The organism is Asticcacaulis sp. AC460, from assembly GCF_000495795.1.
In the GTDB taxonomy this organism is placed as follows: domain Bacteria; phylum Pseudomonadota; class Alphaproteobacteria; order Caulobacterales; family Caulobacteraceae; genus Asticcacaulis.
The window spans coordinates 101894-121506 of record NZ_AWGD01000003.1 but is presented as its reverse complement, the minus strand read 5'-3'; the positions used below and the strand labels follow the sequence as shown (position 1 = coordinate 121506).

Sequence of the window (19613 nt, the reverse complement as noted above, 5' to 3'; positions counted from 1 at the left end):
CGATGTCAAAGGGTCGCACTGTGTCCCAGAAGGCGGTATGCTGAGACTGCCGCTTAGAATTGTCCTTGAGTTGCCATGCCCGATCAGACGCCTACATCCGCTTCCCGTGCCGAAAAAACCGAACGCGTCGCTTTCGGCCAGGGGTTCCTGAAGGACTGCTGGTGGTTTGCTGCGCTGTCGGGCGACCTGAAACCCGGCAAGCTGCAGCGCTATGTCTTCCTGGGTGAGCCGGTTCTGCTGGGGCGTGATCTCGACGGCAAGGTCTACGGCATCCGCGACATCTGCCCGCACCGCGCGGCGCCCCTGTCGGCCGGCCAGATGGTGCGCGATGGTGCGGCCTGCGTGGTGCAATGCCCCTATCATGGCTGGACATTTAACACAGAAGGTACCTGCACCTCGGTGCCGTCCCTGACGCCTGACCAGGAGATGGACGTCAACCGCATCCGGGTGCGCAACTATGCCGTCCGCGAACAGCAGGGCATTGTCTGGATCTACATCACCGCCGACGCCCGGCGTCCGGCCGAGCCCGATCATGAGCCGCCGGTCCTGCCCGGCGTGGTTGGCGGCAAGCCGATCATCGTCGAGACCATGGATTTCGAGTCGCACATCGACCATGCCGTGGTCGGGTTGATGGACCCGGCGCACGGGCCTTACGTACATCAGCAATGGTGGTGGCGTTCGGCAAAGTCGCAGCTATCCAAGATCAAGCAGTTCGAGCCGCGCGATTACGGCTTCTCGATGGTCCGCCATGCGCCGTCGAAGAATTCCCGCGCCTATAAGATCCTGGGCGGTGCGCCGGCGACCGAGATCACCTTCCGTCTGCCGGGCATTCGCTATGAGCACATCGAGGTCGGACCGAAACAGGTGCTGGGCCTGACCTGCCTGACGCCGATCGACGACAAGACGACGCGGATCACCCAGGTCTTCTGGAGTGACCACGGCCTGTTCCGGTTCATCTCGCCGCTGTTCCGGCTGGGGGCCAAGGCCTTCCTGAAGCAGGACGGCGACATGGTCAATCTGCAGAACGAAGGGCTGAAATACGACCCCAGCCTGCTGTGGATCGACGATGCCGACACCCAGGCCAAGTGGTATCAGCAGCTCAAGAAGGAATGGATGTCGGCGCGCGGCGAAGGTAGGGTCTTCGCGAACCCGGTAAGGCCGGCCACGCTGAAGTGGACTTCCTGACTGACCGCCTTTTGCAAGGACCAGGCTTTTGGCCGGCCTTGCAAAAGAGAAGAATGCAAAACTGCCACGCAGGGCCGCCCCGCGTGGCAGTTTTTCGATTCAACACCAAGAAAAAGTATACTGAGCGAACCGAAGGACTTTTTCTTGAGATGATTACGCGTTCTGCAGGCCGGCGATGACCAGCTTGACCTGAAGCGTGACGCTGTCCGACAGGTGCTTGACGTCGAAGGTGGCCGGTTCGTGGCTGTTCTGGAAGGCGCGGCGCATATTGGCGAAGCACAGGTCTTCCAGGATTTCCGCCGCCGCCTCGATCGGGGCATTGGCCGGCAGTTCTTTGCGTTCCACCGCCGCCTTCAGCGTATCCAGCAAGGCATAGCGCACCATGTCGCTCATGCGGGCAATCTCGTTCAGCCCGGTCTGAGCGGTCTGGCCGGCGCTCCACTTCATCACGAAGGCCGACAGGATCAGTCGGGCATTGACCTGGGCATATTCATAACCGCGCATCAATTGCTGATGCAAGCGGCCCGGAAGGTCCAGGGTTTCGTCGTAGGCTTCGCGCATCACATTGATGACACGGGCATTTTCCTGTTCGACGACGATCAGGAAAATCTCGTTCTTGTCGGCGAAGTTGGCAAACAGGGCGCCGGTCGATAGACCCGCAGCCTTGGCGATGTCGCGCAGGGTGGCGGCTTCGAAGCCACGCTCGCGGAAGAGCGCCATGGCGGAGTCGAGAATCTTCTGGCGATTACGTTCCTTGGAACGGGCGCGGCTGACAACGGGCAACGACGTGTCCTGAGAATCTGGGGAGGGGGAGGTTTGGGGCAAGCTACTGACTTCGTACATTATACCAGTTACACACATAAAAGTTGACGTCACGGAAAACTTTCCGTGGTCTTACCTTTTCTAATAGTATGACGACTCTTACGTTTCAACGGTAAAGGGATTAATTTTTATCGGTTGAAAATAGCGACGGACTCCTTTGTAACTTAAGGAAAATGTTTGCATATGGGGTGACATCGATTGCATGCAAGCCCCTCGACTTTTGCCGTCAAAAGCGCGATGAAGCGGACATGAGCCTTTTTGTCCTTATCCTGTCGCTTCTGGCCATGCTGGCCACCACGGTCGTGCTCGGTTTCGGCCTGTACAGCCTGTTCAAAGGCGGCGAATTCGGCCGCAAGTGGTCGAACAAGCTGATGCGGATGCGCGTCCTGTTTCAGGCGATCGCGATTGTGTTGCTCGTCCTGACTGTCTGGCTGATCCAGCACGGAAAATAATGGTCAAGCTCAATAAAATCTACACGCGTACCGGCGACGACGGCACGACCGGCCTGGCTGACGGATCACGCCGGCCTAAGGACGACCCGCGCCTGATCGCCATCGGCAGCGTCGACGAAGCCAATGCCACCCTTGGCCTGGCGCGGTTGCACAGCGACGGTGATCTCGACGGCCTGCTGGCCCGGGTGCAGAACGACCTGTTCGATCTGGGCGCCGACCTGGCCACCCCCAGCGACCACATCGCCTGGACGCCCATCCGCATCACCGCTCCTCAGGTGGCGGCGCTGGAACAGGCCCTGGATCGGCACAATGACGAGCTTTCGCCCTTGACCTCCTTCATCCTGCCCGCCGGCAGCGCCTTGAGCGCACACCTGCATCTGGCGCGGACCGTTGTGCGTCGTGCCGAACGCGACGCTGTGACCCTGAACTGTTCGGAATCGGTCAATCCGGAGGCGCTGAAATATCTCAACCGCCTGTCCGACCTGTTGTTTGTCCTGGCGCGCCACGCCAATGACAAGGGCCGGGCCGATGTGTTATGGTTGCCAGGCGCTACACAATGAGGGGGAGCCGCATGAAAGCGATTGTGACATTTGCCGCTATGACGGCACTGCTGGTCCTGACCGGCTGCGACGACGGGCCCAAGGCCGTCGCCAAAGGCAAGCCGTGGACCGGTGCGCCGCTGCCGGTGCATGAGATTGGCATCGAGCTCGACGATGCGGCGACGAAGGCCCTGGACGCGGCCGATGACAAGTTGCGGATCACCGTCAAATATTACGGCCTGCCGACCGCGCAGTCGGCTTCCAAGGCGAACGCGCTGCACGAACTGGAGATGGGCGTTGAGTCCTACGTCATCGACCGCAAGGCCAAAAGCTTCACAATAAAGGGTGATGGCGTGGACGTGACCCTGTTGCCCGACACCGCCGATGGCCAGATTCAGTACAAGGCTAACGCCATTGGTACGAGCCAGTCCAACCTCTTTCACGACATTATCGACTGCAGCATTCCACGCGGCGTCCTGACCCAGCCGCAGGCGGCGCCCAAGGTGATGACCTGCACCATTAAGAAGCCGTAATCCGTAATCGGACGGATGTTGAAATCGCCGAGGCTGGCGAACCGGTTCGGCGATCAGGTCAATTACTGACTGGCGGTGGTTTCCGCCGCCGGTTTTTCCGTGCCGGGTTTACGTCCCGTCATGTCATAAATCCGCAGCGGCACGGCGCATTGCCTGTATTTGTAAGACCACCAGTTGCCGGCGTCCTCGCACTTCTTGCGCGGGAACTCATACATCAGTTGCCAGACCACAATGCCCAGGCTGATGACGACGAACAGGCCGAGAAAGTAGTATTTGAGCGTGGCGATTTTACTTTTCATGGTAACGCGAAAACTTGACCGTGGGTTAGAAATTCGCCCGTTTTATGCGCTAAACCTTCCGCGAGGGCAATGAAAAAACAGCCTTTTTCGGCCTAAATTCGCAAGCTTACGCAGCGTGACTGATTGACTTTGGCGGTGCACGTCGTAGAGATCGCGTCAAAAGACGGCGCAGGCGAAAACAGGGATCTGCGCCACCTCAAGAGGTGACTAGGCCATGAAGCTTTTGGTGCCCGTCAAGCGGGTTCTGGACTACAATGTCAAGGTTCGCGTCAAAGCGGATCAATCGGGTGTCGACCTGGCGAACGTCAAGATGTCGATGAACCCCTTCGATGAAATCGCGGTCGAGGAAGCGACCCGCCTCAAGGAAAAGGGCATTGCCACGGAAGTGGTCGCCGTTTCCATCGGGCCGGCCCAGGCGCGCGAGACCGTCGTCACTGCCCTGACCATCGGCGCCGACCGTGGCATCCTGATCCAGACCGACCAGGACATCGAACCCCTGGCTGTTGCCAAGCTGCTGAAAGCCGTCATCGAGCAGGAGCAGCCCGACCTGGTCATCATGGGCAAGCAGGCCATCGACGGCGACAACAACGCCACCGGCCAGATGCTGGCCACCCTGCTGGACTGGCCCCAGGCGACCTTCGCCTCGAAAGTGGTGATTGAAAACGGCGAAGCCCAGGTCACCCGCGAAGTCGACGGTGGCCTGCAGACGATCGGCGTCAAGCTGCCGGCGGTGATCACCACTGACCTGCGCCTGAACGAGCCGCGCTACGCTTCGCTGCCCAACATCATGAAGGCCAAGAAGAAACCGCTCGACGTCAAGACGGTCGCCGACTACGGCGTCGACGTGACGCCGCGCCTGACGGTGGTCAAGGTCACCGAGCCGGCCAAGCGCCAAGCCGGGATCAAGGTCGCCGACGCCGCTGAACTGGTCGCCAACCTCAAGACCGCGGGAGTGCTGTGATGCCAAATAACCAAAGTGTCCTCGTTATCGCCGATCACGACGGCGCCCACCTGCGTGACACCACCAATAAGACCGTCACGGCCGCTCAAGGCCTTGGCGGTGATATCGACATCCTGGTTTATGGCGAAGGCGTCGCTGCCGTGGCCGCGCAGGCTGCCAAGATCGCCGGTGTCCGAAAGGTCCTCACCGCCGAATCGGCCGAGTTGAAGCAGGACCTGGCCGAGGCTGTATCGGCCCTGGTCGCCGGCCTGGCCGCCGGCTATGACGTCGTCGCGGTTCCGGCTTCGTCGGCGGGCAAGAATTTCGCCCCACGCGTCGCCGCCCTGCTGGATGTTTCGCTGCTGTCGGACGTCATCGAAGTCGTCGATGCCAATACCTTCGTCCGTCCGATCTATGCCGGCAATGCGCTGGAAACCGTCCAGACCTCCGAAGCCAAGAAGGTCCTGACCGTGCGCACCACAGCCTTCAAGGCGGCGGCCGACGGCGGCAGCGCGGCGATCGAAAGCACGGCGGCGCCTGCGGCTTCGGCCAAGGTGCGCTACATTTCCGAAGAAAAGGTCGTCTCCGACCGTCCGGAACTGGGCGCGGCCAAGATCATCGTCTCCGGCGGCCGTGCGCTCGGTTCGGCCGAAGAATTCCAGACGGTCCTCGATCCGCTGGCCGCCAAGCTGGGCGCCGCCGTCGGCGCCTCGCGCGCTGCGGTCGATGCCGGCTATGCCCCGAACGACTATCAGGTTGGTCAGACGGGTAAGGTCGTGGCGCCGGACCTGTATATCGCCATCGGCATTTCGGGCGCCATCCAGCACCTCGCCGGGATGAAGGATTCCAAGGTCATCGTCGCCATCAACAAGGACCCCGAAGCCCCCATCTTCTCGGTGGCGGACTACGGCCTGGTCGGAGACTACAAGACCGTTTTGCCGGAATTGATGAAGGCGCTGGGTTAAAACCAGCGTTTCTTCTCCGCATTGCAAAAAAATACGGAAGCCCGCGTTGTGATACGCGGGCTTGCCGCGCTATATGAGTCTTAAACCTTACGGGAATCTCCGCATGATCACCATCAAGACAGTCGGCATTATCGGCGCGGGCCAGATGGGGGCCGGTATTTCTCAGGTCTGCGCCCAGTCGGGCTACGACGTCCTGCTCTTCGATCAGTCGGCCGATGCCGTCAAGGCCAGCCTGGCCCGGATCGAAAAGGGCCTCAATCGCCTGGTCGAAAAGGAAACGATTACAGCTGAAGATGCCCAAAGCGCCAAGGCGCGGATGATGCCGGCGGCTTCGGTCCAGGATCTCAAGGACTGCGACCTGGTCATCGAGGCGGCGACCGAGAACGAGCAGGTCAAGAACGCCATCTTCCGGTCGGTGTGCGAGCATCTGAAGCCCGAAGCTTATCTCGCCTCCAACACCTCATCGATTTCGATCACCCGCCTGGCGGCGGCAACCGACCGCCCAGGCAAGTTCATCGGCCTGCACTTCATGAATCCGGTGCCGATCATGAAACTGGTCGAGATCATTCGGGGCATCGCCACCGACACCTCGACCTACGAGATGGGCATCGAATTCGCCCGTTCGTTGGGCAAGACCACGGCGGTGGCCGAAGACTTCCCGGCCTTTATCGTCAACCGCATCCTGATCCCGATGATCAACGAGGCGATCTACACCCTGTACGAAGGCGTCGGCACGGTCGAGGCCATCGATACCGGCCTGAAGCTGGGCGCCAACCACCCGATGGGGCCGCTGGAACTGGCCGACTTCATCGGCCTGGACACGGTCCTGGCGGTGATGAATGTGCTCTATGACGGCCTGTCGGATTCCAAGTATCGTCCGTGTCCGCTTCTGGTGAAATATGTCGAGGCCGGTTGGCTGGGCCGCAAGGTCGGGCGCGGCTTCTACGATTACCGCGGCGAAAAGCCGGTGCCGACGCGTTAATGGTTCAGGGGGCTCCGCTGCATTTCCGCACACCGGAACGGACATGGCTGATCCTGTCCGCGGTGGCGGCGCTGTGCCTGCATGGCGCGCAATGGTATCTCGCCGCTTCGTTGATGGGCGGCGAAGACGCCCTGGCTGAGGCCCAGCGCCAGATGGTCTTGGCCGCCTTCTGGGTGGTGGCGTCGCTGGTCCTGTGGAAGCTGTCCTTTCCACCGTCACGCCTGCACGGCCTGCTGCTGGCCCTGTGCGGCGCCCTGTTCATCACCCTGGCCGGCAATATCGCCGCCCTGCTCAACTACATGATCAAGGGCGTGACTCTGACCCAGGAACTGGTGTCGGCCTTCGCCCTCTATCGCGGGCTCAAGGGGCTGGGCGAACTGGCCCTCTCAATACCCACCGCGGTCCTGTTGCAGGGCCTGGCGCTCAGTCGCAAGAGCGCCTGATATGACCGGGCCGCGCGAGGGGGAACGTTTCGCGGCGCTCGACCATATTCGCGGCCTGGCGATCCTGGGCATTCTCATCGTCAACGCTATCGCCTTTGCTCAACCGTTCGACGTCTATGTCGACCCGACGCGGTCGCCGGTGGTGATGAGCGCCGCCGACGACTGGACCTGGTGGGCGATCGAGACCTTTGCGCGGGAAAAGTTCATCACCCTGTTCTCGCTTTTGTTCGGGGTCAGTGTCTTTCTGGTGGGCGAGACCGGTGAGCGGCCGTTGCAGCGGCGGCTGATCTGGCTGATCCTGTTCGGCCTGATCCACGGGGCCCTGATCTGGCACGGCGATATCCTGTTCCTGTATGCGGTGACCGGGCTGATTTTCATGCAGTGGCGCCACCGGCCGGCGGCGTGGCTGATCGGTGTCGGTGCGTTGATCTATGCCGTTACGGCCGCCGCGTTTGTCGGGATCGACATCCTGTCGCAATATATGCCGACGGGGCTGGAAATGCCGCCACGTGATCCGGGCTATGTCGACCAGATGCGGGCCGGATTCTTCAGTTCGCTGGCCGGGAATGCCTGGCAATGGGCCCAGGACGTCATCGCGGCGGTGATCGTTTTCGGTCCCCATACCCTGGGCCTGATGATGCTGGGCCTGGGGTTGTTCAAGGCGGGCTTCCTCAAGGGCGAAAGCCCGAACGGCTGGTACTTGCTGGCCTGGGCGGTGGGGCTGCTGGGCCTGGTGCCGTTGGCCGGTATGAACCTGGTTTTCATGCAGGGCGGCTATCAGCCGGTGGATTTCTGGCTGGTGTTCAACATCGTGGACAGGGCTTTGCCGCTTCTGATTTCGCTGGGCTATGCGGCGCTGCTGATCCTGGTGGCGCGGTCCGGCGGCGGATGGCTCTTGTATCCGCTGGCCTGCGCCGGGCGGATGGCTTTCACCAACTACCTGACCCAGTCGGTGATCATGACCATGCTGTGCTATGGCGGCCGGGCACCGGCCGGAACGGAAGTGGCGGGTTATGATCTGCCGCTGTACGGGACGCTGAACCATGCCGGCCTGGTGCCGATCGTGGTCGCCATCTGGATCGGGCAACTGCTGTTCAGCATGCTGTGGCTTCAGGTCTTCCGCTATGGCCCGTTTGAATGGGGCTGGCGGTGTTTGACGTATAAGCGCTGGATGCCGATTTTGAAGTGAGGCTAAACCTCGCCCCACATGCGCAGCAGATTCCCGATGGTCTTGCGCAGCATCAGCACATGGTCGCGGTCGGTCGCCGACAGCAGCATCCGCTGCAGATCGAACAGAACATCCCGCTCATCCTCATGTTTCGTGAGGCTCTGGATCCAGCCGATACAGGCCAGCCGCTCGCCGCGCGTCACCGGCGCTACCTGGTGAAGTTGGCCGGTCTTGTGGATCACCATGTCGCCGGCTTCCAGGCGAATGTCGCGCGTGCCGTCATTGGCTTCCAGGGTCAGGGCGCCGCCGTCGTAGTCCACCTTCGGCGTCAGGAACAGGGTGAAGGCCAGGTCGGTGCGCATCGGATTGCCGTTGTCGTCCTTCATCAGCGGATCGACCGGATGCAGGCCGAATCGTTCGCCGACGGCATGTTTTGTCAGGATAATCGGTGAAAACCGCGCCGGCTGGGCATAGGCCTGGACCAAGGGATGGCGGGTGACGATCGACTTGACCCAGCCCATGACGGCGCGCGCCTTGGAGTCGTTATGCTGCGGCTCGCCGGGCTTGCCGTGGCGGACGGCGCCGGCGGGCAGGGCCTTCAGCCGGGTCGTGACCTCGGTCAGCTCGTCCTTGTCGAGGGCGGATTGAATGAACAGCATGGGGACTCGCAGGCCAAATCACAAAGGAGGCGGACCTTGCCTCCGGGCGGCGGGTTTGTAAACCGCTCACGCCCGGCGCAGGGCTAGGGCGGCTTTCAGGCCCTTCACATCGACCTGCCAGGCGGGCACGACCAGCATGATGGCCATGGCTTCCAGTTGCGACACGATGCCCACAGCCAGGGTCAGCCAGAACAGCCAGCCGGTCTCGCCGGTCAGGTAGATTTGCGACGCAAGCGCCCACAGGAAAAGGCAGAAGATTTTCGACAGCAGGTGATGGGTCGAGGCTTCGCGGCCGAAGCGTACATAGCTGATCAGATGGGTGGTCGCTTCCATGAGGCCGAGAGCTGCCAACATGATACAGGTCACCTGCCAGATATCGGGATGCAGCATGTGCAGGCTGATCGCGACCGACAGCCAGAAGACGACGTCGCAGCGGCTGTCCCAGAGGCGCAGGCTGTCGGTGACGATGTTCAGGCGACGGGCGATGACACCGTCGAAGATATCGGACAGCACGCCCAGGGCCAGAAGAACCGCGCAGATGACAGCGGCACCGGCCGGCTTGAACCCGGCCACGGCCAGCAGGACCGGTCCGGCCACCAGCCGGAACAGGATCAGGGCAAACGGCAGATGCCGCATTACTCCGCCCGCAGCTTGTCCAGCAAGGCCTTGACTTCGGGCGTATCCCACGAGGCTTCGCCGTCCAGGCGGGCAACGATGTCGCCGTTCTTGTTCAGGATCAGGGTCGAGGGCAGGCCGGCCACATCCAGCTTCGATGTCTTGCCGACCAGATCGTGATCAACATAGACGTCCAGCGGCTGCTGCACATCGATGAACGACTTCACGTCGGCGAACTTGTCCTCGGTGTCACCACTCAGCGCCACCACGGCCACGCCCTTGCCGGCGTAATCCTTTTGCAGGTTGGCCAGGGTCGGCATTTCGTAACGGCACGGCGCGCACCAGGTCGCCCACAGGTTCAGCACCACGACCTGGCCCTTGAAGTCGGCCAGGTGCATTTCCTTCTTGTCCCGGTTGATGAAGGCCAGGTTGTCGATCTTCCGCGGCGTGGCGAAGGTGACCATATGGGCGATCGAGCCCTTGACGTAAGGCGCCAGCGGGCCTTCGGCCTCGGCCTTGACCGCGCCTTCGACGCCCTTGGTCTGTCCGCTCGTCAATTGCGGGAGCAGTTTCCAGCCGGCAAAGCCCAGGACACCGACCGCCGCCACGCTGGCCACGATGATGGCGATACCCAGCCCGCTGAGACCGCGCTTTTTATGTGCTTTTCCGGTGTCGCGCCACTTGGGTTCGCCACCGTCCTCGGCTATAGGCTGCGCAGGCTGATCGGGCTGCGGCGCAGGTTGCGCCGCCTTCAGGTCATCACTGTCCAAAGGGTTATCCATGAGCGATCATACCGACGAAGCGTCCCCCAAACCCCAACAGGGTCAAAAGATGTGGGGTGGACGTTTCAGTGCCCGACCCGATGAAATTATGCAAGCCATCAATGTTTCCATCGATGTCGACAAACGCCTGTGGCAGCAGGATCTGCGCGGATCGCGCGCCCACGCCGCCATGTTGGCGAAACAAGGTATCATAAGTTTTAACGATGCCAAAACCATCGACGACGGTCTGGCGAAGATCGAGGATGAGATTCAATCGGGCGTGTTTCCTTTCCGCCACGAATTCGAAGACATTCACATGAATGTCGAGGCCCGGCTGCGTGAGCTGATCGGCCCGGTGGCCGGGCGGCTGCACACGGCGCGTTCGCGCAACGACCAGGTGGCGACCGATTTCCGTCTGTGGGTGCGCGACCAGGTCGACCTGACCCTACAACAACTGATCGCCCTCCAGGACGCCTTGGTCCAACGTGCCGAACAGTATGCCGACGCCCTGATGCCGGGCTTTACCCATCTCCAGCCGGCCCAGCCCGTGACCTTCGGCCATCACCTGATGGCCTATGTCGAAATGTTCGGCCGCGATCATTCGCGCTTTGCCGATGCCCGCGCCCGCATGAACGAGAATCCGCTGGGCTCGGCCGCCCTGGCCGGTTCGCCGTTTCCGATCGACCGTTTTGCCACCAGCGAAGCGCTCGGCTTCGATCGGCCCATGGCCAATTCGCTGGACGGGGTGTCGGCGCGCGACTTCGCCCTGGAATCGCTCAGCCACGCCGCCATCTGCGCCGGCCACCTGTCGCGCCTCGCCGAGGAAATCGTCATCTGGACCACCCCGATGTTCGGTTTCGTCAAGCTGTCGGACGCGTTTTCGACCGGCTCTTCGATTATGCCGCAGAAGCGCAATCCCGATGCCGCCGAACTGGTCCGCGCCAAGACCGGCCGCATTACCGGTTCCCTGATCGCCCTGACCACCGTCATGAAAGGCCTGCCGCTGGCCTATTCCAAGGACATGCAGGAGGACAAGCCACCGGTGTTCGAAGCCTTCGATGCCCTGGATCTGGCCCTGCGCGCCATGACCGGAATGATATTGGATCTTGACGCCAATACCGACAAAATGCGCGCGGCGGCTGGCGCCGGTTTCTCGACGGCCACCGATCTGGCCGACTGGCTGGTACGCAACCTGAACATCCCGTTCCGCGATGCCCACCATATTACCGGCTCGGCCGTGAAGCTGGCCGACGGCAAGGGTGTGGATTTGGCGCAACTAGACCTCGCTGATCTGCAAAATCTGGAAGCCAGGATTACGGAGGATGTGTATAAGGTGTTAACACCCGAGGCTTCGGCCGCTTCCCGCCAGTCCTATGGCGGTACGGCGCCCGACCAGGTACGTAAACAAATCCAGAGTTGGAAGGATCGCCGCCTATGATGACCGTCAACAAGACCCGCTTCGTCACCTCGGCCGCCGTTACGGCGACGGCCCTGCTGGGCGCGGCGCTGCTGCTGTCGGCCTGCGGCAAGCTGGGGACGCTGGAACAGGCGCCACCGATGGTCGGCGATGACGCCAAGGCGTCGTGGTCGGCGTCCAAGAACGCCAATGGCGGTTCAACGGCGACCCTGGAAGACAGCAGCGCCTCCAACGAAACCGAGCGCGCCCTGCCCCAGGCGGACGACGACAACAAGATGGAAGACCCGTACCGCGGCAACAAGAAGGTGCAGGACGCGCCGCTGGAAGGCTTCGGCAACGCCACCATTTTCAACAACAACGGCCCGAAGTAGGGTTACGCGTGAACCATTTCGACTATCAGGACGGCGAGCTGCATTGCGAGGGCGTGTCCCTGACGGACATTGCGCGCGAGGTCGGCACCCCCGTCTATGTCTATTCCTCGGCCACCTTGGAACGGCATTATAATGTCTTTGCCGGCGCGCTGAACGCGTCTCCGGCCCTGCGCAGCCCCAAGGGCGAGGCGCCGCTGGTCGCCTATGCCATGAAGGCCAATTCCAACCTGGCCGTCGTCCGCACCCTGGCGCTCCAGGGCTGCGGCGCCGATACGGTCAGCGAGGGCGAGATCCGCAAGGCCTTGACCGCCGGTGTTCCGGCCGAAAAGATTGTCTTTTCCGGCGTCGGCAAGACCGATGCCGAGATGGCCTTCGCGCTCAAGACTGGCATCTACCAACTGAACGTCGAGTCGCGGCCCGAGCTGGACCGGCTGGCCCGCGTGGCGGCGTCGCTGAACATGATCGCCCCCTTCGTCATCCGCATCAACCCGGGTGTTGGCAGCGGCGGCCACGCCAAGATCACCACCGGCGGCGCGCGCGACAAATTCGGCATATCGGCCGAAGAAGCGCTGAAGCTTTATGCCGAGGCTGCGGCCCACCGCAATCTCGCGCCGGTCGGCATCGCCTGCCATATCGGCTCGCAGATCACCGACCTGACGCCGCTGCAGGCGGCCTTCTCGCGTATGAAGGGCTGGGTCGAAGCGCTGCGTGCTGAGGGCCTCAGCGTTGAGCGGCTGGATCTGGGCGGCGGGCTGGGCGTGCCCTATTTCAACCAGCCTGAACCGCCGCACCCGGTCGATTTCGCCGAGATGGCGGCCCTGACGGTCGGGACTCTTGGTGTGCGCTATACCTTCGAGCCCGGCCGGGTGATTGCCGCCAATGCCGGTGTCCTGGTGTCGCGCGTGGTCCATGTCCATGAGCGGACCGACAGCGGCCAAAAGTTCCTGGTGCTGGACGCGGCGATGAATGACCTGATCCGCCCGGCGCTGTATGACGCCTATCACGACATCCGTCCGGTGGCGCAGCCCACCAACGACGACAGCGACATCTATGATGTGGTCGGTCCGGTGTGCGAGACGGGCGATACCTTCACCCGTAATCGCGAACTGCCGCGGCTGCGGGCGGACGAGCTGGTCGCCTTCATGTCGGCCGGCGCGTACGGCGCGGTGATGGGAAGCGAATATAATTCACGTCCGCTCGCCCCTGAGGTGTTGGTGCGTGACGGTGGCTTCGCCGTCGTGCGTCCTCGCCCCAGCTATGATGAGATGATGGCGCGCGAGCCTCTGCCCCAATGGCTAGAATTGGGGTTGGAGCCGCAAGGTTCGCGGCCGCGGGCGGCATCGGCGTGAATACGAGAGCGGGAAACCCTGGGGGAGTTATGTCGGGCAGAAAGCCATCCGCCTTATCGCCTTTGAACCGCGCCCTGTTCTGGACGCAGGTGGTGATGGTTTGGGAACGTATCCTGCCGGCTCTGTTTCCCTATGTCCTGCTGGTGGCCCTGGTCGCGGTGGCGGCCCAGTGGGGTCTGTTCCTGAATATGCCGAGCTGGGCCCATGCCGGGGTTCTGTCCGTCGGCCTGCTGGTTGCGATCTTCGCGTCGATCCGGGCGGTGTTCCGTTTCCGCGCGCCGACCTTTACCGAATACAATACGCGCCTGGCGGTCGATAACGGCGTCAAGCCGGAACGGCTGTTGGCCATGCGCCATGAGGTCGATCAGCCGCCACTGCGGGTGGGCAAGGCCAAGGCGGGTATCGCCGAATCCGACCCCTATGCCCTGCGGTTCGTGGCGCTTGTGGCGGCGCTGTTGGGTTTCCTGGTTCTGGGGCCGGTACCGTGGAGCCGGGTGCAGCACGGTTTCATGCCCTTCGCCCAGCTGGACGCCAAGGCGGACATGCAATTGGCGCGGAAATAGGCACTGTCTGATAACACTGCTGCGCTGAAATCGGAAAAGTTCAGTCCATCGCCCCGACATAGGGCAGGCCACGGTACTTGCCGCCATCGTCCAGGCCGTAGCCGACCAAGTAACGCGCCGGGGCTTCCCAGGCCGTGAAGTCCGCATCCGTCTCGCGCGGGGCACCGTCCTTCAGCGGATCGGGTTTGCGCGCAAATACCGCCGTCAGAACCTCGGCGGCGCCGGCTTCGCGGACGATCTCAACCGCGATCTTCAGCGATGCGCCGGTATCCAGGACATCGTCCATGATCAGCACTTGGCGGCCTTCGACCGAGCGCTGTAGCGGCGCGCGAATCAGCATGGCGCCGCCTTCGTGAGCGTCGCCATAGGAAGACAGCCACAGGGCGTCGAAGGCGATGTCGCGGCCGGCTCGGTTCAAAGCCCGCGTCAGGTCGGCGGCAAACCAGATGCCGCCCGTCAGCAGGCACACCCCGACACAGTCCGGACGGACATAATGCACCAGCAGATCGGCCAGGGCCTGGACGCGGTGCTGGACCTCGGCCTCGTCGATAAGGACGGCAGGTAAAACCGGATCAGTGATGGGCGGGAGCGGGTTTGGTGGCGTGGTCGTCATGGTGACTGGCGGGCAGATCGGGGCGGAGAGCGGGAGCATGACCGCCCGCGGCTTCGGCATGATCTGCCGCCGCCGGAGCCGCCGCGCCGTGGTCCGGCGCAGTTTCCCCGGTTAAGGCCTCTTCGGGGCCGTGTCCAGCCGAATCGTTTGCAGGCGCCGCAGGGTCGTCGCCATGGCCGATGTCACCGTGATCCTCGCCTTCGGACGCGGGCGCGGCGCCATCCGCATCGCCGTGTTCCTCGTCGCCATGGCCGGACTTTTCATCGCGCAGCGCCACGCCTGGCTTCTGCTTCATGGCTTCCAGGTCGAAGCCCAGTTGCAGCGAACCGCCCGCGGTGAGGTTCTTGGGATCCTTGACGTCGAAGGTCAGGGTACGGGTCGCGCCGGGCTCGACCATCAGGCCACCCGACGGGATCAGGATGGTGTCGAATTGCTCGCCGGTTGCGTCGTACAGCTTGACCTTAACCGGCGGCACCTTGGTCGGTTTTTTGACCAGGTTGGTAATCTTCGCATTGACGGTCACGACGAAGCGGCCATTGCGGAACGCCGGGTCGGCCGTGTATTCGTCGATGCTCAGATTGGAAGCGTTAACCGGCAGATTGACCATGGCATAAGCGCCGGCGACGCGCGGGAAGGCGCGCACAATATCGACCCGGAAGAAGAAGCCGATGGCCAGGAAGGCGATAACCGCCGCGCCCATGGCGCCCCAGACGATCATCTGGGCCGTAAGTTCCTTGCTGCGCTTCTTGTCCTCGACCATGGCGCGGTACTGGCCCGGCAGTTTGCGCGGTTTGATATCCTGAAGCTCTTCGGCCCGCGACGGGGCGGACTGCGCCGGCAGCGGCAGCTCGATCGGATCTTCCTGGCGTTCGGCATGCCAGGTCATCCGGCAGGCAGCGCACCGCACCGTGCGGCCGCCGGTTGGCAGCTGCGAATCCTGCAGAGTGTAGCGCGTCGAACAGCTGGGACAGGTAAGAATCATAACCGGAACTGATCTGGGGACCGCAGCCAAATCATGCACAGAATAACCGGCACTTTTTGGCATACGGCGTGTCTTCGCCCGACAAATGACGAAGTTTCTTAACCATATGTCGCTAAAAAGTCTTAACAACCGGTCAAGCCTGACCGTCACTTGGCGCCATGGCTCAAATTAACGAAAAAAAGCAACTGGCCAGCTCCGTCACCGGCTTCCTGCCGGGCGACGACGCCGTGGTGTCCTTCGACAATGTCAGCCTGGGTTATGGTGCGACGTCCGAAGCCGACTACATCCTGAAATCCCTGTCGTTTCAGTTGCCGGCCGGGTCGTTCCACTTCCTGACCGGGCCGTCGGGCGCAGGCAAGACCTCGCTGCTGAAGATGATCTACCTGGCCCAGGCGCCGACGTCCGGGCGGATTTCCCTGTTTGGTGAAACCGTCAGCAGCGGCGACCGGGCCCAGGTGGCGCGGCTGCGCTCGAAACTGGGCATCGTGTTTCAGGAATTCCGCCTGCTCGAACATCTTAACGTGTTCGACAACGCCGCCCTGCCGCTGTTCGTCCACGGCCAGAGCTTTCGCCAATACCGCGATGACGTCACAGAACTGCTGACCTGGGTAGGGTTGAAGAACCAGCTTCAGGCCATGCCGCATGTCCTGTCCGGCGGCGAGAAACAGCGCCTGGCCATTGCCCGCGCGGTCGTCACGCGGCCGACCCTGATCCTGGCCGACGAACCGACCGGCAATATCGACTACGCCATGGGCCTGCGTATCATGCGGCTGTTCGTCGAGCTGAACCGGCTGGGCGCGACAGTCCTGATCGCCACTCACGACGAAAGCCTGGTTCGCGCCTCCGGCATGCCGGTGCTGGAGCTGAAGGACGGCCATATCGTCCGGCGCGACCTCAACACCACGGTCGGAGGGCGGCTATGACCGTCGTCTCGCGCCTGTCATCGATGAAGGCCCGCCACCTCCTGCCGGAACAGGATCAGCGTGAAATCGCCCTGCACTATGTCATCGGCGTGCTGTGCGTCCTGGCCTGCCTGGCGGCACTGATCGTCATGGCGTCGGACCGGGCGGCGCGTGGCTGGGCGCGCGAAATCCGTGCCGAGGTGACGGTCCAGGTGCGTCCGACCGGCCTGGAGAGCGGTTCGGTCGCCGCCGCCCGCGCCGCCGAGGTCCTGGCTGGCGTCAAGGGCGTCGGCCAGGTCACCGCCCTCGAACCGGAAAAGGCCAAGGCGCTGATCAAGCCGTGGCTGGGCGACGCCATCCTCGACGACCTGCCCATCCCCAACCTGGTTTCCGTCCGCCTCGACGATAAGGCGCCGGCCACGGTGAAGGCGCTGACGGATGCGCTGATCTCACACGATATTGATGCCTCGATCGACGATCATTCGGTGTGGTTGAAGGATGTTGAACAAAGCGCCCTGACCATCCGGCTGATTTCGATCGGTATTTTCTTCATTATTTTCACAGCGACCGCCGCCGTGGTCGGTTTTGCCACCCGGGCCGGATTGACCGCGCGCGCCACCATTGTCGAGGTCCTGTCGCTGTGCGGCGCGACGGATCTGTTTATCGCGCAACGGTTTCAGTACCGCTTTGCCCGCATGGCCTTCGAGTCCGGCCTGCTGGGTGCCGCCATCGCCGCCGGGGTGATGGCGGTCATAAAAGCCACAGGTTCCTCACAAAGCTTCGCCCTGGCTCTTCCCTTCTCATGGCTTGATCTGTTAATCTTATTGCCGTGTCCGTTCCTGGTGGCGCTGATCGCTGCGGTAACGGCACGGATCGTGACCTTGAGGTTGCTGGGAGGGAAGGGGTAGGTGCGTAGTCTTATCGCATTCCTGGTTGTGGTGTTGCTGTGGGCGGCGGGCCTCCTGGTCTTTGCCGATCGCGTCATCGAATCGACTCCGGCGACCGAACCCGAAGAAGCCGCCGACGCTATCGTCGTCCTGACCGGCGCTTCCGACATGCGGCTCAAGGAAGGCATGCGCCTGCTGGAGCGGCGCAAGGGCGAGCGCCTGTTCATTTCCGGCGTCAATCGCGACGTCAAGCGCCCCGAACTGATGGACGTTACCGAAGGTTCCAAGCGGCTGTACGAATGCTGCGTCGACCTGGGCTACCAGGCCGAAAACACCGTCCAGAATGCCCGTGAAATCGCCGAGTGGGCGCGTGGCCACGACTTCGACACCCTGATCGTCGTGACGTCGGACTACCATATGCCGCGGTCTCTGCTGGAGCTGAAGGCGGACATGCCCGATGCCCATTTCGTGGCCTATCCCGTACCGACAGCCGAACTCAACGCCCGCGACTGGTGGAAATCGCCCAAGGGCGCGCGCCTGATCGTGCTGGAATACTGCAAGTATCTGGCGATTTTGGGCCGCGATGCCGTGCTGAGCATCTCGCGCTCGATGGGCGACAAGGGCAAGAAGACTCCACCACCGCCGGGTTCCGAAACGGCTGCCTCGGCGATGAGCGTCGGGTAACTGACCTAACGGCATTCTTGCTAATTGCTGCGTCTGCGTCTACGCCTGAGGGCATGACCCGACTGCGATCCCTGATCTTCATGCTGTGGCTGTATGGTTCGATGGCCTTCTACGGCATCTTCTGTTCGCCTTTTATGCTTCTGCCGCTGCGCTATGCCATGCTGCCGATCCGCTGGTGGGGGCACACGGTGTTATTCGGCGCGCGCTGGATCGTCGGTATCAAGGTCGAATTCCGCGGTCTGGAACACATGCCTGACCAGGGCGCCCTTATCGCCGGCAAGCACCTCAGCATGCTGGACACCATTGCGCCCTTCACCGTGCTCAAGTTGCCGGCCTATGTCCTGAAGCAGGAATTGATGTACCTGCCGTTCCTGGGCTGGTTCGCCGCGCGCACCCGGATGGTGCCGGTGCGCCGCGACGAAGCCGCCAAGGCGCTGAAGTCCATGGTTGCCGGCTGCCGCGCGCGGCTGAAGGAAGGCCGCCAGATCCTTATTTTTCCAGAGGGAACGCGTTCGGACATCGGCCAGGACGCGGCTTACAAGCCGGGCGTGGCGGCGCTATATCGCGACCTGGAGGTTCCGTGTCATCTGCTGGCGACCAATTCCGGCCAGTTCTGGCCGGGCCATGGCATCGACCGTAAGCCGGGCACGGTGGTGTTCGAGTTCCTGCCCCCGCTGCCGCCCGGCCTGAAGCGCGCCGAATTCATGGCCCAGCTCAAGGAACGGCTGGAGACGCGCTCGAATGCCCTGATTGCGGAACAGACAGCAAAATAGTCCTCGGAGAAATATCGCCCGAATTCGCTTTTGCCCTTAGTGCGCAGGACTACTTGGGTTGGCTGGTAAAGATGATGGGGTGATGTAATTGGCTTACGTCCCAGACACTGTTGCTGATTTCCGGAAGCGTGGGCTCCTTGCTCCGTGCTATGGCAATGTCTCGCTCTGACTGATCCGAAATGACGAAATAGCCAAGATAATCGTAGACCGACTCGGACGGAACTCCGTTACGTACGCACCAGCATCCTCGGGCGAAGTTTCCTATATAGGTCGCTTTTCCGGGTTCAATCTTAAAGGGTATCGAGAGGGGTGTCTTGGAGGACCAGGTTATCGTTGCCAACGTCATCGTCATGCCGTTAATCGCATAATCATAAATCTCGTACTGGCCTGGAGGCAGTTTTCTTATCACAACAAAGCCGGACCCGTTGTCGCTGTAGTCTATGTCCTTTGGAAAATCCGCAGCTCTCGACCAGTTTATTTTTTCGCAACCGCAGTACATGCGATCTATCCACTTGGGCGCAACTTCCGCGGGAATTTTTCTATACAGGAACGAAAAGGTCATGGGTGTGTACGACCCAATGGAGTAGACGAGATATCCGGCGTCGGCGCCCTTATAGGCTTTTTCCGCCAGCGCTGAATTTGGGTAGGCGAGTGCTGCGTAGCAAAGCAACGCGCCGATCAATAGTCTAAACAGCTTCACCTGTGCCCC

25 protein-coding genes are annotated in these 19613 nt (G+C 62.1%); 17 read left to right on the top strand and 8 right to left on the bottom strand.

Going from position 1 to position 19613, the window contains the following annotated elements; all coding sequences use genetic code 11:
• The first annotated feature begins 75 nt into the window (after positions 1 to 75).
• Positions 76 to 1185, top strand: coding sequence for an aromatic ring-hydroxylating oxygenase subunit alpha (locus tag ABAC460_RS27155; RefSeq protein WP_023451729.1), 1110 nt, complete (start codon positions 76 to 78; stop codon positions 1183 to 1185).
• 153 nt (positions 1186 to 1338) lie between these two features.
• Here ABAC460_RS27155 and ABAC460_RS27150 read toward each other — a convergent pair whose 3' ends face one another.
• The gene (locus ABAC460_RS27150) at positions 1339 to 1968 is read right to left on the bottom strand and encodes a TetR/AcrR family transcriptional regulator (RefSeq protein ID WP_023451728.1); all 630 of its coding nucleotides are present in this window, start codon (positions 1966 to 1968) and stop codon (positions 1339 to 1341) included.
• A 287-nt stretch (positions 1969 to 2255) separates the two neighbouring features.
• Between ABAC460_RS27150 and ABAC460_RS0124095 the strand changes: the two genes are divergently transcribed.
• From ABAC460_RS0124095 to ABAC460_RS27140, 3 genes are read left to right on the top strand one after another with little or no spacing between them, the layout of a single operon-like run.
• The gene (locus ABAC460_RS0124095; protein WP_031236306.1) at positions 2256 to 2459 is read left to right on the top strand and encodes a twin transmembrane helix small protein; all 204 of its coding nucleotides are present in this window, start codon (positions 2256 to 2258) and stop codon (positions 2457 to 2459) included.
• Positions 2459 to 3019: a cob(I)yrinic acid a,c-diamide adenosyltransferase gene (locus ABAC460_RS27145; protein ID WP_023451726.1), complete on the top strand. Its 561-nt coding sequence runs from the start codon at positions 2459 to 2461 to the stop codon at positions 3017 to 3019. The genes ABAC460_RS0124095 and ABAC460_RS27145 overlap by 1 nt, the downstream gene beginning before the upstream one ends.
• A gap of 11 nt (positions 3020 to 3030) precedes the next feature.
• Positions 3031 to 3531 (top strand): hypothetical protein, encoded by a 501-nt coding sequence (locus ABAC460_RS27140; protein ID WP_023451725.1) that lies wholly within the window; start codon positions 3031 to 3033, stop codon positions 3529 to 3531.
• A 62-nt stretch (positions 3532 to 3593) separates the two neighbouring features.
• On the opposite strand, the gene ABAC460_RS27135 is transcribed toward ABAC460_RS27140, so the two are convergent.
• Positions 3594 to 3830: a hypothetical protein gene (locus ABAC460_RS27135; RefSeq protein ID WP_023451724.1), complete on the bottom strand. Its 237-nt coding sequence runs from the start codon at positions 3828 to 3830 to the stop codon at positions 3594 to 3596.
• 214 nt (positions 3831 to 4044) lie between these two features.
• On the opposite strand from ABAC460_RS27135, the gene ABAC460_RS27130 reads away from it, so the two are divergent.
• The 5 genes from ABAC460_RS27130 to ABAC460_RS27110 all read left to right on the top strand — a co-directional run bounded on the left by ABAC460_RS27130 (position 4045) and on the right by ABAC460_RS27110 (position 8349).
• Positions 4045 to 4791, top strand: a complete 747-nt coding sequence (locus ABAC460_RS27130; RefSeq protein ID WP_023451723.1) for an electron transfer flavoprotein subunit beta/FixA family protein — start codon at positions 4045 to 4047, stop codon at positions 4789 to 4791.
• Positions 4791 to 5735 (top strand): electron transfer flavoprotein subunit alpha/FixB family protein, encoded by a 945-nt coding sequence (locus ABAC460_RS27125; RefSeq protein ID WP_023451722.1) that lies wholly within the window; start codon positions 4791 to 4793, stop codon positions 5733 to 5735. Before ABAC460_RS27130 ends, ABAC460_RS27125 begins: the two co-directional genes overlap by 1 nt.
• 103 nt (positions 5736 to 5838) lie before the next feature.
• A complete protein-coding gene (locus ABAC460_RS27120) occupies positions 5839 to 6717 on the top strand; it encodes a 3-hydroxybutyryl-CoA dehydrogenase (RefSeq protein WP_023451721.1) in 879 nt (292 codons plus the stop codon).
• On the top strand, positions 6717 to 7160 hold the full coding sequence (locus ABAC460_RS27115) for a hypothetical protein (protein WP_023451720.1): 444 nt from the start codon (positions 6717 to 6719) through the stop codon (positions 7158 to 7160). Before ABAC460_RS27120 ends, ABAC460_RS27115 begins: the two co-directional genes overlap by 1 nt.
• Before the next feature lies 1 nt (position 7161).
• Complete coding sequence (locus ABAC460_RS27110) at positions 7162 to 8349, top strand: DUF418 domain-containing protein (RefSeq protein WP_023451719.1); 1188 nt, start codon at positions 7162 to 7164, stop codon at positions 8347 to 8349.
• A gap of 2 nt (positions 8350 to 8351) precedes the next feature.
• On the opposite strand, the gene ABAC460_RS27105 is transcribed toward ABAC460_RS27110, so the two are convergent.
• From ABAC460_RS27105 to ABAC460_RS48055, 3 genes are all read right to left on the bottom strand, one after another.
• Positions 8352 to 8987 carry a Fe2+-dependent dioxygenase gene (locus ABAC460_RS27105; protein WP_023451718.1) on the bottom strand — a complete coding sequence of 212 codons (636 nt, stop codon included), beginning with the start codon at positions 8985 to 8987 and terminating at the stop codon, positions 8352 to 8354.
• A gap of 66 nt (positions 8988 to 9053) precedes the next feature.
• Positions 9054 to 9623 (bottom strand): CDP-alcohol phosphatidyltransferase family protein, encoded by a 570-nt coding sequence (locus ABAC460_RS27100; protein WP_023451717.1) that lies wholly within the window; start codon positions 9621 to 9623, stop codon positions 9054 to 9056.
• Positions 9623 to 10384 (bottom strand): TlpA family protein disulfide reductase, encoded by a 762-nt coding sequence (locus ABAC460_RS48055; RefSeq protein WP_081716407.1) that lies wholly within the window; start codon positions 10382 to 10384, stop codon positions 9623 to 9625. Before ABAC460_RS48055 ends, ABAC460_RS27100 begins: the two co-directional genes overlap by 1 nt.
• Here ABAC460_RS48055 and argH point away from each other — a divergent pair.
• Genes argH through ABAC460_RS27080 form a run of 4 tightly spaced genes read left to right on the top strand, consistent with a single transcriptional unit; the run spans position 10383 to position 14063 of the window.
• Positions 10383 to 11801 carry an argininosuccinate lyase gene (gene argH / locus ABAC460_RS27095; protein WP_023451715.1) on the top strand — a complete coding sequence of 473 codons (1419 nt, stop codon included), beginning with the start codon at positions 10383 to 10385 and terminating at the stop codon, positions 11799 to 11801. The two genes, ABAC460_RS48055 and argH, sit on opposite strands and share 2 nt — an antisense overlap.
• Positions 11798 to 12151, top strand: coding sequence for a hypothetical protein (locus ABAC460_RS27090; RefSeq protein ID WP_023451714.1), 354 nt, complete (start codon positions 11798 to 11800; stop codon positions 12149 to 12151). Before argH ends, ABAC460_RS27090 begins: the two co-directional genes overlap by 4 nt.
• Before the next feature lie 8 nt (positions 12152 to 12159).
• Entirely contained in the window at positions 12160 to 13500 is a 1341-nt protein-coding gene (lysA, locus tag ABAC460_RS27085) for a diaminopimelate decarboxylase (RefSeq protein WP_023451713.1), read from the top strand.
• A gap of 29 nt (positions 13501 to 13529) precedes the next feature.
• Positions 13530 to 14063 (top strand): DUF4175 family protein, encoded by a 534-nt coding sequence (locus tag ABAC460_RS27080; protein WP_031236300.1) that lies wholly within the window; start codon positions 13530 to 13532, stop codon positions 14061 to 14063.
• A gap of 40 nt (positions 14064 to 14103) precedes the next feature.
• Here ABAC460_RS27080 and ABAC460_RS27075 read toward each other — a convergent pair whose 3' ends face one another.
• Positions 14104 to 14676, bottom strand: coding sequence for a phosphoribosyltransferase (locus tag ABAC460_RS27075; protein ID WP_023451711.1), 573 nt, complete (start codon positions 14674 to 14676; stop codon positions 14104 to 14106).
• The gene (locus ABAC460_RS27070; protein WP_162150288.1) at positions 14636 to 15658 is read right to left on the bottom strand and encodes a zinc-ribbon domain-containing protein; all 1023 of its coding nucleotides are present in this window, start codon (positions 15656 to 15658) and stop codon (positions 14636 to 14638) included. The genes ABAC460_RS27075 and ABAC460_RS27070 overlap by 41 nt, the downstream gene beginning before the upstream one ends.
• A gap of 158 nt (positions 15659 to 15816) precedes the next feature.
• On the opposite strand from ABAC460_RS27070, the gene ABAC460_RS27065 reads away from it, so the two are divergent.
• From ABAC460_RS27065 to ABAC460_RS27050, 4 genes are read left to right on the top strand one after another with little or no spacing between them, the layout of a single operon-like run.
• Positions 15817 to 16581 carry a cell division ATP-binding protein FtsE gene (locus tag ABAC460_RS27065; RefSeq protein ID WP_023451709.1) on the top strand — a complete coding sequence of 255 codons (765 nt, stop codon included), beginning with the start codon at positions 15817 to 15819 and terminating at the stop codon, positions 16579 to 16581.
• Positions 16578 to 17468, top strand: coding sequence for a cell division protein FtsX (locus tag ABAC460_RS27060; protein WP_023451708.1), 891 nt, complete (start codon positions 16578 to 16580; stop codon positions 17466 to 17468). Before ABAC460_RS27065 ends, ABAC460_RS27060 begins: the two co-directional genes overlap by 4 nt.
• Entirely contained in the window at positions 17469 to 18131 is a 663-nt protein-coding gene (locus ABAC460_RS27055) for a YdcF family protein (RefSeq protein WP_031236298.1), read from the top strand.
• 53 nt (positions 18132 to 18184) lie between these two features.
• Entirely contained in the window at positions 18185 to 18904 is a 720-nt protein-coding gene (locus ABAC460_RS27050) for a lysophospholipid acyltransferase family protein (protein WP_023451706.1), read from the top strand.
• Between the two features lie 49 nt (positions 18905 to 18953).
• Here the strand turns inward: ABAC460_RS27050 and ABAC460_RS27045 are convergent, their stop codons facing one another.
• Entirely contained in the window at positions 18954 to 19604 is a 651-nt protein-coding gene (locus ABAC460_RS27045; protein ID WP_023451705.1) for a hypothetical protein, read from the bottom strand.
• Between the last annotated feature and the right edge of the window lie 9 nt (positions 19605 to 19613).

Excerpts from the sequence above, each read along its gene's own strand:
- ABAC460_RS27155 (WP_023451729.1), top strand. The coding sequence starts at position 76 with ATGCCCGATCAGACGCCTACATCCGCTTCCCGTGCCGAAAAAACCGAA.
- ABAC460_RS0124095 (WP_031236306.1), top strand. The coding sequence starts at position 2,256 with ATGAGCCTTTTTGTCCTTATCCTGTCGCTTCTGGCCATGCTGGCCACC.
- ABAC460_RS27145 (WP_023451726.1), top strand. The coding sequence starts at position 2,459 with ATGGTCAAGCTCAATAAAATCTACACGCGTACCGGCGACGACGGCACG.
- ABAC460_RS27140 (WP_023451725.1), top strand. The coding sequence starts at position 3,031 with ATGAAAGCGATTGTGACATTTGCCGCTATGACGGCACTGCTGGTCCTG.
- ABAC460_RS27135 (WP_023451724.1), bottom strand. The coding sequence starts at position 3,830 with ATGAAAAGTAAAATCGCCACGCTCAAATACTACTTTCTCGGCCTGTTC.
- ABAC460_RS27130 (WP_023451723.1), top strand. The coding sequence starts at position 4,045 with ATGAAGCTTTTGGTGCCCGTCAAGCGGGTTCTGGACTACAATGTCAAG.
- ABAC460_RS27125 (WP_023451722.1), top strand. The coding sequence starts at position 4,791 with ATGCCAAATAACCAAAGTGTCCTCGTTATCGCCGATCACGACGGCGCC.
- ABAC460_RS27120 (WP_023451721.1), top strand. The coding sequence starts at position 5,839 with ATGATCACCATCAAGACAGTCGGCATTATCGGCGCGGGCCAGATGGGG.
- ABAC460_RS27115 (WP_023451720.1), top strand. The coding sequence starts at position 6,717 with ATGGTTCAGGGGGCTCCGCTGCATTTCCGCACACCGGAACGGACATGG.
- ABAC460_RS27110 (WP_023451719.1), top strand. The coding sequence starts at position 7,162 with ATGACCGGGCCGCGCGAGGGGGAACGTTTCGCGGCGCTCGACCATATT.
- ABAC460_RS27105 (WP_023451718.1), bottom strand. The coding sequence starts at position 8,987 with ATGCTGTTCATTCAATCCGCCCTCGACAAGGACGAGCTGACCGAGGTC.
- ABAC460_RS27100 (WP_023451717.1), bottom strand. The coding sequence starts at position 9,623 with ATGCGGCATCTGCCGTTTGCCCTGATCCTGTTCCGGCTGGTGGCCGGA.
- argH (WP_023451715.1), top strand. The coding sequence starts at position 10,383 with ATGAGCGATCATACCGACGAAGCGTCCCCCAAACCCCAACAGGGTCAA.
- ABAC460_RS48055 (WP_081716407.1), bottom strand. The coding sequence starts at position 10,384 with ATGGATAACCCTTTGGACAGTGATGACCTGAAGGCGGCGCAACCTGCG.
- ABAC460_RS27090 (WP_023451714.1), top strand. The coding sequence starts at position 11,798 with ATGATGACCGTCAACAAGACCCGCTTCGTCACCTCGGCCGCCGTTACG.
- ABAC460_RS27080 (WP_031236300.1), top strand. The coding sequence starts at position 13,530 with ATGTCGGGCAGAAAGCCATCCGCCTTATCGCCTTTGAACCGCGCCCTG.
- ABAC460_RS27075 (WP_023451711.1), bottom strand. The coding sequence starts at position 14,676 with ATGACGACCACGCCACCAAACCCGCTCCCGCCCATCACTGATCCGGTT.
- ABAC460_RS27070 (WP_162150288.1), bottom strand. The coding sequence starts at position 15,658 with ATGATTCTTACCTGTCCCAGCTGTTCGACGCGCTACACTCTGCAGGAT.
- ABAC460_RS27065 (WP_023451709.1), top strand. The coding sequence starts at position 15,817 with ATGGCTCAAATTAACGAAAAAAAGCAACTGGCCAGCTCCGTCACCGGC.
- ABAC460_RS27060 (WP_023451708.1), top strand. The coding sequence starts at position 16,578 with ATGACCGTCGTCTCGCGCCTGTCATCGATGAAGGCCCGCCACCTCCTG.
- ABAC460_RS27050 (WP_023451706.1), top strand. The coding sequence starts at position 18,185 with ATGACCCGACTGCGATCCCTGATCTTCATGCTGTGGCTGTATGGTTCG.